Source organism: uncultured Salegentibacter sp. (assembly GCF_963972535.1).
Lineage (GTDB): Bacteria > Bacteroidota > Bacteroidia > Flavobacteriales > Flavobacteriaceae > Salegentibacter.
This window is the reverse complement of the sequence record NZ_CAXAVR010000010.1, coordinates 26344-44454: the sequence shown is the minus strand read 5'-3', so window position 1 is coordinate 44454 and position 18111 is coordinate 26344. Positions and strand designations below refer to the sequence as shown.

Below are 18111 nucleotides of genomic sequence, written 5' to 3'. Positions count from 1 at the left end.
TCCCAAGCAAGAAGGATTTCTCTATGGTATAGTAGCGACCTTTACCGGGAATTGGTGCCAGACCATTCGTCCACATGACTATTTTTTTATAGGTACGGGAATTATCCTGGTTCTTTAATTTCCAGTCATTTTTTAGTATTTGTCTCAACTGGGTAAGATCGGTCCTAACCCGGGTGTGGTTTAAAATTTGGAGCGCATCCATAGGGCATAGATTTACTTCTTCCAAATCAAAAGTTTCCATAGCACTTAGAAGCATACTAGCAAGTTCCTTTTCTACCCGGTTCCTGTTATTGCGCATTAAATTTTGCAGGGCATTTGTCCTAATCTGTTCCGGGGTAAACCACATTCGGGTTTTATGGGCTGTATCTAATTCCCGGTGTTGCAGGTAAAACAAGAAAGCCGGAATTTCTTTTTTTAGATGTTCTAAAAATTGGGTTTCTTCTGTTTTAAGGGAAGGTATTTTTAGCACCCAAAAACGGGTTTCATCGCTATCGATCTTTATGAAGTTATCTTCATTATTACTACAGAGGATAAACTTTCCAAAAAATTCAAGTTCACGCTTATCTTTGCCTTTAGCCTCCATTTTATTATAATCGGTAGTACTGAGGTATTTAATTCGCTCGGTAAGTTCTTCCTTATTGAACAGTACTTCATCTATACAAATAAGCAGCTTGTTTGCCCAGTCTGCATTAAACTGGCTGCTGAAGTTATCATTGGTGAGATAGGTGAGGTTATTATCGAAAATAGCCTTTAACCATTTGAGAAAAGTAGTTTTTCCGGTCACCCTTTCTTTTGAAACCAAACACAAGATGGGCAGGATCTGAATAGGTTTCAGGTATAAAAGCTGCAAATAATCCAGTCCTAATTCAAACTGGTTTCCGAAAATATGATTGACAAATCGCAATGAATAGTCGATGGAACCATTTGTCGGCGTGTGAGGCAAAGGAGCATAGGTGTTATAAAACCCAAAGACCTCTTGCTTAAAATCCAGGTGGCTAGGAATACAGGTAAAGCCATCATATTTTCTGATCTTGCCCACATAAGCTTTGCCGTGGTCATTGCGCAGGGTCTCCAGACTCCAGGGAACTAAAACTTCATTAAAGTCCCCGGAAATAGTGGGCAGCTGAACTAATTTATAGTAGCAAGTACCCACCCGGATATAGGTTAGCTTTTTCATCTTAAAATTTTTAAAGGATGAGTAAAAGGCAAGAGCCTATTTCCGGTTTTTTATCAGGCCCTTATTGAACTGATCTTCAAGAAAGGCATCAGACAGGTCCGGTTCTCCTAGGAGCCAGGCATCGATCTTTTCCTTGTCGAAAAACTTTTGGCGAATGTTGGGATTGTTCCCCATTGGTATAAGCCGCAAATGCGTAAGCTTATAGATCTTACTTTTGGAGAGCCCGGTGTATTGTGCCAGATCCTCTACGTTGATTACTTTTTTGGTGTGGGAAAGAAGCACTTTAATGTCCTCCAATAAACCCACTACTTGTTCCTGCTCATTCATAACTATATGGTTAAAATTAAAAATGAGTAAAAGGCCTTTTACGATTTTGTACAGGACAAACTTAGGAAAGTAAATACCTATAAATCAATAGGATAATTCAAATAAAAAGGAAATTATGCTATAATTATTCTTTATTTAGCATTTGCCGAATGAATTTTCGCTGGTTTCTGGAATTAATTTTTTCCTGGTCGTTTTTCCAGGCGGAAAAACTGGTTTTTAAAGTGTTTTCTTTAAGCGGTTCGTTGTTCATCAAAAATGAATTCATCAATAATTGGAAAAACTCACGTTTCCTTTCTCCGGAGAAATCTTGAATTCCACCAACTAATAATTCATCGAACAAAACAAACAAAATTCGGTGGTTTGCGGAGTCTCCGCTTTTATTCCCAACGGTGAAATTGATCTTCTCCTGAACCTTACGGCTTTTAAGCAATCTAAAGAACTGCTCTTTAGCGTTTTTATCAAGGTTGATGTATTCAAACCTTATCTGGAACTTATTAATGGGCTCCACCTTAAGATTATGTCGGTCGGTCTCCAGGTGTTTATCGGACTCATAGAATATGGCCAGCCAAACCAAAATTACTGCCAGCACTATAAAAAGTACTAGAAAATAGACGTAACTGTCTATTATAGTTTTGACACCAAAAATTAAACTGAAACTTAAAACGAAAAGGATAAAGAAGGAAAGGATAAAAAGAATCAGATTGGTAGTACTCCCCTCAATTTTATCTTCTATGAAATCATTGATTCCAGATCTTAACCTGGCCAGTGCTTTTCCAGATTCAAGAATAAATTTATCCATAGTCTTCAAATATTGAGACTATTAAATATAGCTAAAAGAAAGATATTTGAAAATTTGGTAATAGATAATAAAAAAATAATCAAGCATTTATTCGTTTCAATTTTTCAAAATGTGTATTAATCTTTTAAAGATAAAAACTATATTACCCTAAAATAATTAGGAACTTTTTATTTGTTAATTGTTATTAGTATAGAAACTTTATTCATTTGAAAACATCTACAACAAAATCGGAAACTTTTAAAAAACGATAAAATAGTTGATATTTCCCTATTGAAAATAGACAAATCCATAATTTTTGAATAAAATCGAATAGAAATGAAAATTCAACCAATACTTCTGGGAATAATTTGGCTATTTTTTTCCTGCCAGGAAAGAAAATCTGAAAACAAACTGCAAGATATTACAAAGAATAAAATTTCAATAAATCAAGAACCTTTGGATTTATTGGAAGAGCCTCCAGCTAACATAACTTCTCCAAAAGGGATGGTATGGATTCCCGGAGGAACATTTGAGCAGGGTGCAGAATCATCAGATGTTATGGCAATGAAACATGAAAAGCCTGCACATCCCGTGGCTGTTGATGGTTTTTTTATGGACGAAACTGAAGTAACAAATGCTGAATTCAAAAAATTTATAGAAGAGACGGGTTATGTAACTGTAGCAGAACGGGAAATTGATTGGAAAGAGATGAAAAAACAACTTCCACCCGGAACTCCTAAACCCCACGATTCTATTTTACAGCCGGGCTCTTTGATTTTCAAAAAAACAAAAAATAGTGTGCCCAACCTTTATGACTATTCACAATGGTGGGAGTGGAAAATAGGAGCTAATTGGAAACATCCTCAGGGACCGGAAAGTAGTATTGAAAATAAAGATGAACACCCTGTTGTTCACATAACTTACGAAGATGCAGTAGCTTATTGTGAATGGGCTGGAAAGCGTTTGCCCACCGAAGCGGAATGGGAATATGCTGCAAAAGGAGGATTTACAGATGCCCGCTTCTCCTGGGGGGATGATGAAACCGAACTGTCGAAAAAAGCCAATACTTGGGAAGGAGAATTTCCAAACGAAAATACAGTTGCAGATGGTTTTGAAAATAAAGCTCCGGTAAAATCCTACCCTCCAAATAACTATGGCCTTTATGATATGGCCGGAAATGTTTGGGAAATAACTCAGGATTGGTACAATGCGGATTATTATAAGGAACAATCAGAAAAGGAATTAGCCAAAAATCCATTGGGGGCTGAAAAACCTAATAATCCACAAATACAGGAGAAAGTAATTAAGGGAGGTTCATTTTTATGCAACGCCTCCTATTGCGCAAGCTATCGCCCCACAGCAAGGATGGGGAATTCTTTGGATTCATCACAAGAACATCTCGGTTTTAGAACAGTAGTCACTGTAGAAATGATTTCTGATAAGAGATAGAATTTTTTCTGTTACTATTTCATATGAACTTAAACCAAAGAAATTTAACTAAATTAAAACGTTTTTATTAATTTAGTTAAAAACAGAAATGAAAAAAATAAATTTACTGTGACTGGTGCTGCTCATGCAACCGGCTATTGCCCAACAAAATTCTAATAAAGAGTTGGATTGGAAATTGGGTGCGCAGGCCTATACATTTAAAAATTTCACTTTTGCCGAAGCACTGGATAAAATCAGCAGCAGTGATTTAAAATATGTAGAAGCTTACCCCGGCCAGGAAATAGGTAATAGCATAGAAGGTACCATGCATTATGGAATGAATGCTGAAACCAAAAAAAGAGTGAAGAAACTGTTAAATTCAAAAGGTATTCAATTAGTTGCTTATGGTGTGGTTTCAGGTGAAAACGAAGCAGATTGGAAAGAGCTTTTTGAGTTTGCGCAGGATATGGGCATTGGTATAATCACCTCTGAACCAAAAAAAGAAGACCTGGATATGGTTAATCGATTGGCAAGAGAATACAATATTAAAGTTGCTTTACACAATCATCCTAAACCCAGCACATATTGGCACCCCGATACAGTAATGGAAGCATTGGAAAGCAGAGAAAACATTAAAGCTTGTGCCGATGTGGGGCATTTTTAAAGATCTAAACGGAAAAAGCAGTGACGCCCATGATGTACCATGAGGAATCAGTAATATTAAAGCGATATTGAAAGAATTGAAACGCCAAAAATTTGAGGGACTATTCTCGATTGAATATGAATATAATTGGGGTAATTCTTTACCGGAAGTCGAGAAGAGCGTGGAGTATTTTAATGGAATAGTAAAGAAGTAAGTTAACTTCTTAATTATGTTAATGAAGATGGGGAAATTTTTCTACTTTTTTTAAGTAGCCAAGCTGCTTTTGATTTTTACGGTGAATTTCATTGAGCGACCGGGAACTAAAGCCTCTCCAGTATCAATTATTCTTTCGTGTTTTTCCCAATTTACCAGATCAGTTGAAGAAAAAGCATCAAGGTAAACTTGCTTATCATACGTTGCCGAATAAGTAGGAAAAATCCAATACTTATCCTTAAACACAACCCCTTCAGGATCAGCATGCCACCCTGGAAGAACAGGGTTGTGGCACTTAATACAGGCGAGACTAGTAGTAAAAACATATAGAAAACTATAAGTTTCTCGATATTAAAATGGAGATTTCTTAAATTACATATCATATTTATCCCAATTCATTACTTCTCTATTTGTAGGATCCATAGTAATTCTTAATAATCTTTCATCATATTTCATTTTATGTTTTTGCAATACGTTCTTCGGTACACCATCCCAGACGTTAGGAGTATTACCTCGATAATCCAAATATTTAAAACCTGGCTCACTAGTAAAAAACCCTGTTACTACGAGGTTATTTATCTTTTGAAAAAATACAGGACCTGGTGATCTTTTTTCAAAATCTTTTGGGTAAGCAATTTCCTCTATAATTTTTAATTGGTCATCCTTCGATGTTTCTGTGAAGTTTGTTCCAAATCGCTTACTACTTTCTCTGTTAAGCCACATTAAACCACCTCCTTTAGAAAGTTTATGGTCGGGTATATCCTTCACAATGAATTCTATAAATTCTGGTACTCCAGATGCGGAAGCAGAATCAGAATCTTCATCTTCAGGAATAATAATATCAGTTAAAACAGTAATGGTTGCCATTTCTTCTTCAGAAAAGAAGGTTTCAGAATACAATTCTTCATCTCTTGCTTGCTCTGCTGGAGTTCTTCCATATCCCTCCTTTTCTTCTATTAAATCTCCTTCTTCAATAGGTGTCTCTTTATCCTTTACACAACTGCTAAGAAATAGGCTGGAAGCCATACTTCCATCACCAACGTTTTTAGTGAATCCTATTCATAACTTATAGTTTAAACATTACCTTTTTTTAATTCTTCAATGAGATAATCCGTAGCGCGCCAGGCCAGTGCTAATATGGTCCAACTTGGATTCTTATCTGCTTGAGATACAAATGGTCCTCCGTCCATAATGAATAAGTTTGGTACATCATGGGACTGGTTAAACTTGTTAACTACAGAATTATTAGAATCATTTCCCATTCTCGTTGTTCCTACCTCATGAATTATTATACCTGGATTTTCGAGTCCATAATTTTCTTTTCCGGGCTTATCCTCGAGCGCAACAGCTCCCATATTATGTATTACTTCCTCAAACGTATCTTGCACATGTTTAGCCTGCCTTACTTCCTCGTCTGACCAATAATAGTTAAATTTTAAAACGGGAATACCATATTTATCCACGGTAGACGGATCAATCTCACAGTAGTTTTCTTTTCGAGGGATATTTTCACCCCTTCCGGCCATACCAAAAGTAGCCCCGTAAAACTTTTTCACATCTTTCTTTAATCCAGATCCATATGCATTACTGGAATTATCTCCTATTGCTTCTTTTATTGCTTGAGTATTAAAACCGAACCTATATGAATGCATACTCATTCCACCCCAATATTCGATATGGTAGCCTCGAGTAAAGCCTATATGTTTACCATCGTTGACCACCAAGGTGCAAAGGTGCATCCCTCCAACTCCATCTTCGTTATAGCGTTCCCTATCCATCAACTCAGGGATAAAACCAACGCGCTAGGAACCAGTGGAATCATGCAAATATTTTCCTACTACTTCACTAGAATTCCCCAGTCCATTAGGATGTTGAGAAGATTTTGAGTTAAGTAGTGATCATAGCTGAACTACATGCACTAGCAGCAAGAATTACCACTTTAGCTTTAATTTCGTAGTCATTTAAATCTTCCTTATCAATATAATAAACACCGGTAGCTTCCCCTTCCCCATTGGTTAAGACTTCTCTTACCATAGCATTTACATAAAGATCTACATTCCCAGATTCCATTGCGGGCTTAACCAGTACTGAAGACGAGGAGAAATCTGCATAGGCCATACAGGAACGAGAACACTGATTACAAAAAAAACAAGCTCCTCTTTTTTTATTAATTGGTTTTGTTAGGATGGATAAACGTGATGGTATCATTGGCACGCAGCCTTGTGGCCCCTTTTGTATATACAACTCGTGAAGTCTTGGTTTCGGAGGAGGTAAAAAGAAACCATCAGGTTCATTAGGTAGGTTTTCTTTGGATCCAAATACTCCGATTAATTTATCCACTTTATCGTAGTAAGGCTTAACATCTTCATATCCAATTGACCAGTTATCCCCTTTCCCGTCAAAATCTTTTCTTTTAAAATCTAGTGGACCAAATCGAAGAGAAATTCGCCCCCAGTGCTTTGTTCTACCGCTTAGCATTCTGGATCGAAACCACGCAAATTCGGTATTCTTATTTTGAGTGTAAGGTTCTCCTTCAAGCTCCCAGCCCCCATACGCCATATCAAAATCTCCAAAAGGGCGGGTAGATCCCGCACCTCTCCTAGGTGACTCCCACGGTCATCTAAGCTGAGTACGCTGTTCTTCATTCGCTGGGTCAAAGTCTGGACCTGCTTCCAATAGTGCAATTTTAAAGTCAGCATCAGCCAACAATTTAGGCGCCATACCTTCACCAGCACCAGAACCAACTATACAAACCTCATATTTTGTAGATTGCTTTTTTATTTGAATTGACATCAATTTATTTTTTATATAATTTATATTTTTTCTTTAAGCTCCTTTAAAGCTATAGCATAGGCACCCAGCATAATAGCTTCACTCGTACCCAACCTAGAAATACCTGCAGGAATACTCTTATTTTCAAAAACATCAATTTCCCGAAAAGAAAAGGGCACATTTACCTCTTCTGGTTTCATGCATAAAATTTTTGTTTAGACTCTTTTTTTCAAAAGAATAAGCTTTGGAAATAATTCTGCTGAATTTTTCCCCTTTACGGTTTTCTATAGTACTATTTAAATACTTCAAAATTTGAGGCAACAATAATTTTGAAGCACCCATAATTCCTCCACCAATAACTATTGCTCCATCAATAATTCCAATTAAGTTGACTAATGCTTCAGCGGTGACCCGAGCTAATCTATCATAAGATGTGATTGCGGAAGATTGGCATCCATCTTTTTTGCCTATAGCTATTTCATAAATTTCTTTTGGACTTAAAGAATCATTAAGCCCGCTTAAATCCTTATAAGATTCCTGAATTCCCCTACTACTAACACTTTCTTCTGCAATAAGATTTGGCTCCAATACATTGCGTATCAACCAAACTTCACCACCTGCTGAATTATCTCCGTTGCAAATTTGATTATTGACTATAACACCAGCACCAAATCCAGTTCCTATTGTAATACCTATCAGATTCCTGAACTTTTTCTTAAGTTCCATATTCTTAAAACCTCTATTAACCTCTGAAAGAAACCCTGCAATAGACTCTCCATAGGCAAAAATATTTCCGCCATTATTTATATAAGTAGGTAGATTAAAATAATCCTCCAACATAGGTCCTAGGGTCACTCCTCCTTGAAAAGAAGGGAATTTTGGTGGATTAAAAATAATACCGTTTAAATAATCTACAGTACCAGGAAAACTAAAACTTATTGCAACAGCACTTTCAGGCAGCAATAGTTCCTTTACCTTTTGGAAACCATCAATAATTGTTTGTAAGCACTTATCCAAATGATTGGCGTTAGACGGTAATACGATAAGAGAAGTAATACGTTTACCTCTTTTTAACCCGGAAAAAACAAAATTTGCTCCTCCTGCATATAGAGTCATCACTACTCTATCATCACTCAAAAAATTTTTCAAAATTTATTAAAATTCTATATTTAAACCATTTTGTTAATAGATCATCAGTCTAACTTATTTAAAGCTTAAGAGATTTAAATAAATAAAGTGGAGGCTTCATTAAAGGTTAATTCAACTGTAATTAAATTTCAATTCTTAATTTGCCTCCACTTTCACCAAAAACTAAATCACATACTCATTGCTTTTATAATTCTTTAATTTTTATATTTCTAAACCATACATCATCGCCATGATCCTGAAGGCCTATGAAACCTTTTTTATTATCTCCGCCGGCATTCAGGAAGTTTTTCCAGTCTTTAAACTTGCTGTCCTTCACCATTTCTTTCCAGTCATCGGTCCATAAATGATATTCCACTACATTTTCACCATTTTGAGTGTGAACAACAGTGCCACGATACACGATTATAGAAACCTGGTTCCATTCTCCCATAGGTTTGGCATTTTGAGGCTCAGCCGGCATAAGGTCATATAATGAACCTGACTTCCGATTTCCATCCTTTCCTAATTTTGCATCAGGATGACGCTCATTGTCGAGGACCTGCATTTCAGGAGCGGAAGTGTATATAGGTTCTCCCTCAATTTCCTCTGCCAAATAGAAAATCCCGCTGTTTCCTCCTTCGGAAACCTTCCACTCAAGTGAGAGTTCAAAATCCTTAAACTCTTTATCATAAATAATGTCACCACCACCACCGGCTTCTCCGGCTCCGCTTCCCTGCACTTTTAAAGCTCCATCTTCGATAACCCAGCCATTCGGAAAAGTATCTTTATTATATCCTCTCCAGCCTTCTGTACTTTCTCCGTCAAAAAGCAAATACCAGCCGTCTTCTTTTTCTTTTTCAGAAAGCTCATTTATTTTGGCCTCTTCAGCATTTTCTGTGGTAGCTTCTGCGCGGGTTTCATACTGATCATCATCTGCAGACTTATCTTTTTGTTCGCCGCAACCGGTAACAATACCTGCAAAAAAAATCAAAATTACCGGCAATAAATTTATTCTCCTGTTAAGTTCTGATAATATCATAATTTTCATAATTTGTTCTCTAATTATAATTTTCTTTAAAAGTAAGGATTAAGTTAATTCCCAACCTTCTCTGTAATTGTGCTTGATATATTCTTCAGCCGCTTCTTTAGCATTTATAGTGGCATACTGGGTATCAAACTTCGGATCCCCATCAACGACAGTAAATATATCGGAAGTTACTACTTTGATTTCTTCACTATCTCCAATATTGGTAATCTTCATGTTTTCACCATCCCATTCCAATTTTTTCTTAAGGTCCTGTAGGCGAACCGCCAGATTCCCCATTACAACAACTTCATTAAATGGTCCAGAATACCCAAAATGAGAACTTGCTTCCACCCGTTTAGCCTTTGGTTCTTTACAAGCCCTTACCCAATCCATTTCATGGCTGGTTTCCACTCGTGGAAATAATTTTTTAGTTTGCGGCGGATTATCTTCTCTTCCTATTATATAAGGATCGCGCCCATAGGTACTACAAATAATGGTGCCTTTGGTACCTTTAATCATAGCACCTCCGCCTCCGTCACCCATTATCTTACCAGGTTTTATTCCCTCAGGTCTTTCAGGCATCAATCCCCCATCATACCAGGTTAATTGCAGCGCAGGCCTTTTTATTTTTTCCAGATCTTTTTGTTCAGGAAAATAGTAGGTGACTTTTTCTGCTACCGGTGCACTTTCGGTATTGACTTGGGAAGAACTGCCCTCAAAGCCTGCAGGATGCCCAAGATCAAGCGCAAAATACACCGGATCCATTATATGACAGCCCATATCGCCTAATGCCCCGGTACCAAAATCCCACCAGGCTCTCCAGTTCCAAGGAGTATAAGCGGGATGATAAGGCCGGTATTCAGCAGGGCCTATAAACAGATCCCAGTCAAGAGTATCGGGCACAGGGGGTTCTTCCTCCGGCCTTTCCAGTCCCTGGGGCCAGATAGGTCGGTTGGTCCAGCAGTGTGCTTCCAAAGGATCTCCTATTTCCCCATTGCGAATCCATTCGGCAAAAAGCCTGGTACCTTCTCCCGAATGCCCCTGGTTACCCATTTGGGTAGCTACCCCGGTTTCTTTTGCCAATTTGGCAAGGTACCTCGATTCATAGATGGAATGGGTAAGGGGTTTTTGAAGATAAACATGTTTTCCCATTTTCATGCTCTCGGCAGCAGTTACGGCGTGTATATGATCGGGAGTTGCAATTACCACCGCATCGATATCATCGCCCATTTCCTCAAGCATTTTACGGTAATCCTTATACTTTTTTGCATTTGGATAGTCATTAAATGCTCTTTGAGCATATTTCCAATCCACATCGCAAAGGGCAACAATATTTTCACTGATCATTTCCCTCAGGTTGGCCCTACCCATACCGCCAACGCCTATACCTGCAATATTTAGGGTATCACTTGGAGCTTTAAACCCGACTCCTCCAAGTACGTGCCTTGGAACAATTGTAACACCGGCAGCTACCGTTGCAGTAGTGCCGATAAATTTCCTCCTGGAGAGGTTATTACTTTCTTTTTTAATTTTTTCCATAAGTATTAATTTGTTAATGATAAAGATTGATGTCCCATAACTGAGTAATTTTCTCCTATGTTTTAGTTATCTTTTCTTTTTTAAAATGAATTAACCTGTAGATGCAATATCCGTTGATATTTTTTAGGCTTCACCGGTTCTTGCAAAGGATAAACAGTGCTTGTTGAACAGATTTAGAGTTAAAATGGCCCTTTTTGAAAAAATATGTTCCGTATACCATTCATTATAATTCACATGAACTTCTTTCACATCATCAAAGAGTATAGATTTCCTGTCTTTCTCTAATCACTATGGGACTGATTGACCTGAAATTTGCCAATCCGTTGGGATGTTGCCTTGACTTTGAATTAAATAATATTCTCGCTGAACTACATGCACTTGCAGCTATGATTACAACTTTAGTTTTAATTTGATATTTTTAATAATCATCCTTATTTAGGGCACCCCCGTGACTTTTCCTTCATTATCTGTTGACCTCCCGGACCATTGCCTTTACATATAAATCTACACTTCCTGATTCCAATGCTGGATTGACGAGAACAGAAGAAGAGGAAAAATCTGCGTATACTGTACAGGAAGGGGAACATTGCCTGCAATAAAAGCAAACCCCTCTGAACTGCGACCTTACTACAACAATTGTTCTACTCTTCATCTAAATAAATATATATTTCCTTAAGATTTAGTTTCTCTTGTGCAGATTTGCTTGGCGTAGGTTTCTTATCACTAGGGAAGAAATATTCGCTTTCAATCCATTTCATTTCTCCTCCAACTACTCGTGGGTCTTCTGTCGCTAGAAGATATTGATAAAGTTTGTCAGAGAGTCTCTTCTGCGTTTCATAGTAAATCGGAAGGTTGGCTACATTTTTCATCTGATAAGGATCTTTGCTAAGATCGTATAATTCTTCTGTAGGCCTTTTCTCAAAAGCAAGATCAAATAATTCTTTCACAGCTCTTTTTTGTCTATTCTCGAGGAGAAACATTTTTGTGGGACTGGGATAGTGTAGCATATGAGCATCAACATCTCCATATAATGGAGGATCACCAGCAGGCCATTGCTCCGGTTCATAGTTTCTAATGTAAAGGAAGTCATCTGTTATTATAGATCGTCCTCCATACCCTGCACCACCTTCACGAACAAAAGCATGTCGTTCTCTAGCAGTAACCATAAAATCACGTTCAGGATCGATCTTTAAATTTTTTTTAGATTGAATAATTGGGGCTAAGCTTTTTGCAGTCATTTCTTCAGGAATGGGGATATTAGCCAATTCAAGAAAAGTAGGAGCAAGATCGTTTAAGCTTATGAAATCGCTTACCACCCGGCCCGCACTGCTTTCAGGTGTGCTAATAATCATTGGAATTTTCGTTCCAAATTCATATAAGTTGGCTAATCCCCGTGGCATTTGCCAACCATTATCACTACAGACGATAATTATTGTATTTTCTATTTCTCCCATTTCTTCCAATATCCCTAAGAAGGAGCCTACTTCTTTGTCAAAATCCTCAACTTCGGCATAATAGTCAGCTATGTCTCTCCTGACAATATCATTATCTGGTAAGTAAGGAGGGACTCTGACTGAATCCGGGTTAATTCCAGCTTTTTCCGCATTTTGGTCATATGGACGATGTGGATTTTGAGAACTAAACCAATAGTTAAAAGGTTGTCCTTTTTTTCTTTTGGATAGAAATTCTCTAAAAGATTCATATTTATCCCCTGCCGGATTACGATCTCTTCCTCCGGCTTCATAATTGCCAGGTCCCCAACCTTTTCCTTGATGCCCAACGAAATATCCAGCATTCTCTAGCATTTCAGGATACACCGGGTATTTTGAAGGTAAGGTACCCCAAAGGTTAGCTCCCTCTTCAAGTCGCCAGATATGCTGTCCCGTGAGCATGGCTGCACGGGCGGGAGTACAAGAAGGAGCGTCGCAAAAGGCATTTGTAAATTTTATCCCTCTGTCTGCCAACCTATCGATGTTTGGTGTTTTAACTACGGGATCGTGGTAACTTCCCAAATGGTTCCAAGAATGGTTGTCTGACATAAGTATCAATACATTTAGGTGACTTTGTTGTCTCTCCTTTTCTGTCGCTGAATTTATCATACAACCAGCTAGAGCACTAATCATTAAAAAAGTTAGGATGTTTTTGAAGATTCTTTGTCTTTTCATTTTTTAATATTTGTGAGAATTAGACCGTTTAAGAAGGAGAAACAAATAATGAAATGATTACACAACATAAATAGACAAATAGCTGCAGCAAAATCCAGTACTCGAGAATATCTTTAAAAACCTCAAAAGAACACCATAGATCCTCCTATTATTTAAGATTCCCTTTTAAATTACTTGTTAAACTCTATAAGAGATGCCTGGTATCCTATTCGCATAGCATTGACCACAAGTTTTTCTCCTTTTTTTAAGCTGATTACCTCATCATCATATACCTGCCATACAGGTTCCACTTTAATAGGTTTACTTTGAATATCAGTAAAATATCTTCTTCCATCCCAGGTATGAACTTTTTTTTCACTACCTTTAAGATCCTGGCCATCCTGAAGGATAATGTAACCTATAGATGCTCCCTCCGTTGCGCATTGAAGAATGTAACCACCCGGAGTTTCAATAACTTCAGCTTTATCTGTAGTAGGAGCTTTTCCTTGCCCATTCCACCATAAATCAAGCACCATTTCCTTTTCAGGGATTTCAGACATATCTCCTACTTCTTTTATCCAGTTCTGGAGAGCCTGCCGGAGTTCTTTTAATTTATTCTTGTACTGCGGATCCATTACCAAATTTTTTAACTCTTCCCGATCGTTTTCTACATCATAAAGTTCTTCAACTGGTTTTGGACTTTTAAACCATTCCGCTGCAGGAGGATCTAATTGATCTGTCTCGTTCAGAAACAATAACTCTTTCATTAGGGGCATGTTTTTTCTATAGGACAAATCTTGATATCTTGACTTTTCAGGCATATAATTGTAGATGTACCTGAATTGCGTATCTCTTACTGCCCTGACCCGGTCATATAGTTCATCCATACGGTCACGAGCAGCAAAAATGTAACTACGCTTCTCTTTTTCTGATTGTTCTCCTAAAAAAGCCTTTCCCTGAAAATATGATGGAAGTTCTACACCTGCAATTGATAAAACTGTTGGTGCGAAATCTACTGAGCTGATAAGGTCACTTACAGTTGTTCCCGCATATTTTCCCTGTGGATGTTTAACCACAAAAGGAATGTGTGTACCTCTTTCAAGAATTTCCCTTTTCATCCAGGGTAAATTTCCGCCATGATCACTATAGAAGAATATATAACTATCTTCATATAGACCTTCCTTTTTTAGGTGAGATATTATTTCGCCCACCTGTTCATCCATAATTTGAATATTAGTCAATAAATGGGCAATGTTTCTTCTTGTAATTGGTGCATCTTCATAAAAAGCTGGCACTCTCACATCTGCCGGATCTACCAAGAGTGTATCCGGAGGAACAAACATTTGCGATTCATGAGTAACAAACAAATTATAGACACTAAAAAAAGGAGCATTTTCAGGTCTGTTGGTATAAGATGCAGCTGCACTGCTCTCATCCCACACTGTTACAGGAGCATCAAATTGATAATCTTCTTTTTCATTGTTAGAAGTGTAATATCCTGCTTTTCTCAAAAATTCGGGAAATGCCTTAACTTCAGCCGGAATAACAGCCGAGTAATTGGGAACCCCTTCTCCCATATATTTAGGATCTCCTGCCGTAGTCCTCATATGCTGAGTACCAATAGAGGTAGGGTACATTCCAGTTATTATAGAAGAGCGGCTCGGGGCACAGACACCAGCCACAGTGAATACACGAGTATATTTCACTCCTTCTGAAGCCAAGCGATCAATGTTAGGAGTTGAAACTATAGAATCTCCGTAAGCTCCTATAAATGGAGAAATATCCTCGCAGACAATCCAAACTATATTTGGACTTTTCTCTTGGGCATTTAACATATAGAACCAAAAGAACAAACTAAGAAACAGTATATTTTTCATCTCTTTCGAATTATTTAATATTTTCTAATGATCTCCATTTATAAATATCTCTTATTTCCAATTACTAAAAAGCACCCTTTGCATTACAATTTTCCGCATTTGGTTCTTCCCCGGGCAACTCTCCCCTAATACCAAAATTGTCTTTAAGTTTTTTGCCCGTGTCTCTAGTATACCAATCTGGAGTTAGTTTTTCAGGTACATTGTCACAGGTTTCCTCCATCCATTCCAATAGAACCTTTTTAAGATTTACTTTTATATCCGTGTAATTTGAGTTACTAATAAGATTTTGTGTTTGTACCGGATCATTTTTTACATAAAATAATTCTTCAGTAGGGCGAGGAGCCAAAAATATGTCAGATTGTACATCAGTTAAATTTCCTTCATTTTTTTCTTTTAACAGCGATCGAAATGAAGCGCTGTTCAAAGCGTCTGCTGGACCTTGGTTTGGCAGATCTGGTCTGAAATTAAGAATATATATATATTCTTTTGTTCTTATCATGCGTTCATGGGCTTCATGGTCGTGCCAATTGTGTTCTGCAAATGCATAATTTCTAAATTTAATTTCTGGATTAGTAAAAACAATTTTAAAGCTCTTTCCTTGAAAACTCTCTGGAGGATTAACATTACAGATGTCTAGAATGGTTGGTGCAATATCCACGCTGCTTACAAGACTATTGCTTTCTTCTGCATTTTCAATCCCTTTCGGCCAGTGTACAATAAGGGGTGTTTTCATTCCCGAATCATACATCCTTGTCTTGTCACGCGGAAAAGGTCTTCCATTATCAGCCATTACAATAATTACTGTATTTTCAAAAATCTCTTGTCGTTTTAATTCCTCGATTACCTCCCCAATGTGAAAATCAAACCTTTTTATTTCATCATAGTAGTTGACTAAATCAATTCGGGTGCTATCGTTATCCACAAGTGTTGTTGGTACTTCAATTTCGTCAATAGCATGGGTGTCAGAAAATCTATTTTCTCCCCAGACTCTATGTGCGTCATAAGAAGCGAACCAAAAGAAAAAAGGCTTATTTTTGTCTCTTTCACGTAAGGACGGTATCCACATATCTTCACCTCCATCCCCGTTTTCGTCTGCATCTTCGTGAATTTTTTCAAACCCACCTTTAATTAGTTCACCCATATGCCATTTTCCTGCCGATCCGGTATAATAGCCTTTATCATTTAATTCGGATGCAATCGATTTAAAGTTCTTTTTCGGTTCGGTGTGTAATTCTGCAGCACCTGTATTGTGAGGATATCTCCCGGTCATTATACTAATTCTACTTGGACTACAGGAGCTGGTAGTTAAAATAGCATTGTTGAATTGCACACCGTTTCTAGCTAAAAAATCTATGTTAGGAGTCTGAACAAAAGAATTATCATAACTTCCGAGATCCTTTACGCTGACATCATCCGCAATAAATACAATAACATTCGGCTTGGATTTAGGAGAACCTTTTTGTTGACCAAAAGTTACTTTGCTAAACAGTAAGAGAAATATACTAAAATAAATAGTTGTCATTTTAGTGGTGGTTAAATATTTCATATGTAATTTTAAGAAGGTTAATACCACTTTATTAGGATAAGGTAAATCATCTACTGATTATTAATAACCCGGATTCTGTTCTATATCTGGATTTATATCTATTTCATTAAGAGGGATAGGAAACAAGAATTGGTTTTCATTGATTTCATATCCATACTCGGACATCACCTCTATTGCTCTACCTGTTCTTACCAAATCGAAAAAACGATGAAATTCAAAAGCGAGTTCAACCCTTCTTTCATGCTCAATTGCCAGTTGAAGAGTTGGATACTCCTCGAAAGGATAATCAGACGTCCCGAAGGGAGCGAGCCCTACTCTTTCTCGAACCATGTTTAAATATTGAGCATCGTTTGTTATTTCAGCATACATTAACAGAATATCTGCATATCTGATGATTTCAAAATTCTGACCGGCTCTTTCAAAATTTGGATCATAAAATTTCATTGTAGAAGGATAAGCCAAAAATTCACCCGTGGATATCACGGTAAAACCGGGACGTATTGTGGTTGAAGTACGCGGATCATTATTTTCAAATTCTTCAGCTAAATCTTCTGTGGGAGTATTTATTCCCGATCCTCGGAAGGTTCTTGTCTGCCCCGGTAAATAATAATCAAAAGACCAGGGGGCATAATCAATTTGGTGATTCGAATTAAAAGCATTATCACCGGATAAATATTGTACTTCTAAAATAGAGGACTTGCTATTTTTCGTATCCGGTTCGAAGAGGAAGAGATAATCGTTTAAATTTACCTCGCCGTCATTATTGGCATCTAAGGAGTAGAAACCACTATTAATAATAAATTCTAACTCAGACTGAGCTGCCGTCATATCACCAGTTTTAAAATATATCTTCGCCAAGATTGCGGCTGCACTATATTTGGTAACCCTTCCTATATCGTTTCCGGTATATGCCTCAGGAAGAGTTTCTTTTGCAAAATTCAAATCGTTTATAAGATTACCATAAATAGTGCTAGAATCTGTTCGTTGAAAGTCGTAAGCTTCCTCAGGACCTATTCTTCTGTCCACAAACGGTACCGCTCCCCAAGCTCGAACCATATTAAAGTAAATTAGAGAACGAATAGTGAGTACTTGTGCTTCCATAAAAGCTGCTTCAGAGGCTTCTATCTCCACAACATTGTTTTCCAACTGGTAAAGAAGATTATTACAAATATTAATTGCTGAATATGATTGCTCCCAAGCGACTTGGATCAAGCCATTGTTAGCCGTTACATTAAAATCACTGATTTGTTGTAGAAAATCATTGCCTGCTGCTGTTTGTAGGATGTAGGCGTTATCAGACCGTAATTCACCAAATAAGGCGGGCAAGCCCCGTGAATCATAATGGTTTCCTAATTGACGATATACATCATCTACAGCCAAGGCGATTTGTTGTTCATTTTGGTAGAACGTATTTGATGTGAATTCTGTAGTGGGATATAAATTTAGATCGTCAGAACATCCTGCTAATAAGGAAAATGCGGCAGTCGTTAAAAAAAATATTTTATTTTTCAT

14 protein-coding genes and 1 pseudogene are annotated in these 18111 nt (G+C 37.4%); 2 read left to right on the top strand and 13 right to left on the bottom strand.

Translation table 11 applies throughout. The features are described from left to right. The 3 genes from AACZ30_RS02765 to AACZ30_RS02755 form a co-directional block, all read right to left on the bottom strand. The coding region (locus AACZ30_RS02765; RefSeq protein ID WP_339647687.1) for a primase-helicase family protein at positions 1-1177 on the bottom strand (1177 nt) is incomplete at its 3' end. A gap of 36 nt (positions 1178-1213) precedes the next feature. Further along, the gene (locus AACZ30_RS02760) at positions 1214-1504 is read right to left on the bottom strand and encodes a helix-turn-helix domain-containing protein (protein ID WP_339647685.1); all 291 of its coding nucleotides are present in this window, start codon (positions 1502-1504) and stop codon (positions 1214-1216) included. A gap of 124 nt (positions 1505-1628) precedes the next feature. Then, positions 1629-2303: a hypothetical protein gene (locus AACZ30_RS02755; RefSeq protein WP_339647683.1), complete on the bottom strand. Its 675-nt coding sequence runs from the start codon at positions 2301-2303 to the stop codon at positions 1629-1631. Between the two features lie 315 nt (positions 2304-2618). Here AACZ30_RS02755 and AACZ30_RS02750 point away from each other — a divergent pair, with 315 nt between their 5' ends. Further along, positions 2619-3731 carry a formylglycine-generating enzyme family protein gene (locus tag AACZ30_RS02750; protein WP_339647682.1) on the top strand — a complete coding sequence of 371 codons (1113 nt, stop codon included), beginning with the start codon at positions 2619-2621 and terminating at the stop codon, positions 3729-3731. Positions 3732-3846: 115 nt separating this feature from the next. After that, the gene (locus tag AACZ30_RS02745) at positions 3847-4374 is read left to right on the top strand and encodes a hypothetical protein (protein ID WP_339647680.1); all 528 of its coding nucleotides are present in this window, start codon (positions 3847-3849) and stop codon (positions 4372-4374) included. Positions 4375-4938: 564 nt separating this feature from the next. On the opposite strand, the gene AACZ30_RS02740 is transcribed toward AACZ30_RS02745, so the two are convergent. The 10 genes and pseudogenes from AACZ30_RS02740 to AACZ30_RS02695 form a co-directional block, all read right to left on the bottom strand. Next, positions 4939-5592, bottom strand: coding sequence for a gluconate 2-dehydrogenase subunit 3 family protein (locus tag AACZ30_RS02740; protein WP_339647678.1), 654 nt, complete (start codon positions 5590-5592; stop codon positions 4939-4941). A 47-nt stretch (positions 5593-5639) separates the two neighbouring features. After that, positions 5640-7359 (bottom strand): annotated as a pseudogene (locus AACZ30_RS02735) (GMC family oxidoreductase). 20 nt (positions 7360-7379) lie between these two features. Further along, the gene (locus AACZ30_RS02730) at positions 7380-7538 is read right to left on the bottom strand and encodes a hypothetical protein (protein WP_339647676.1); all 159 of its coding nucleotides are present in this window, start codon (positions 7536-7538) and stop codon (positions 7380-7382) included. Beyond that, positions 7492-8475 (bottom strand): ROK family protein, encoded by a 984-nt coding sequence (locus AACZ30_RS02725; RefSeq protein WP_339647674.1) that lies wholly within the window; start codon positions 8473-8475, stop codon positions 7492-7494. Before AACZ30_RS02725 ends, AACZ30_RS02730 begins: the two co-directional genes overlap by 47 nt. 196 nt (positions 8476-8671) lie before the next feature. Then, positions 8672-9505, bottom strand: coding sequence for a DUF1080 domain-containing protein (locus AACZ30_RS02720; RefSeq protein ID WP_339647672.1), 834 nt, complete (start codon positions 9503-9505; stop codon positions 8672-8674). A gap of 48 nt (positions 9506-9553) precedes the next feature. Next, positions 9554-11032 (bottom strand): Gfo/Idh/MocA family oxidoreductase, encoded by a 1479-nt coding sequence (locus AACZ30_RS02715; protein ID WP_339647671.1) that lies wholly within the window; start codon positions 11030-11032, stop codon positions 9554-9556. 641 nt (positions 11033-11673) lie between these two features. Then, complete coding sequence (locus tag AACZ30_RS02710; RefSeq protein ID WP_339647669.1) at positions 11674-13197, bottom strand: sulfatase; 1524 nt, start codon at positions 13195-13197, stop codon at positions 11674-11676. A 170-nt stretch (positions 13198-13367) separates the two neighbouring features. After that, positions 13368-15011, bottom strand: coding sequence for a sulfatase (locus AACZ30_RS02705; RefSeq protein WP_339647689.1), 1644 nt, complete (start codon positions 15009-15011; stop codon positions 13368-13370). 106 nt (positions 15012-15117) lie between these two features. Next, positions 15118-16599 (bottom strand): sulfatase, encoded by a 1482-nt coding sequence (locus AACZ30_RS02700; protein ID WP_339647668.1) that lies wholly within the window; start codon positions 16597-16599, stop codon positions 15118-15120. 60 nt (positions 16600-16659) lie between these two features. Next, positions 16660-18111 (bottom strand): RagB/SusD family nutrient uptake outer membrane protein, encoded by a 1452-nt coding sequence (locus tag AACZ30_RS02695; RefSeq protein WP_339647666.1) that lies wholly within the window; start codon positions 18109-18111, stop codon positions 16660-16662.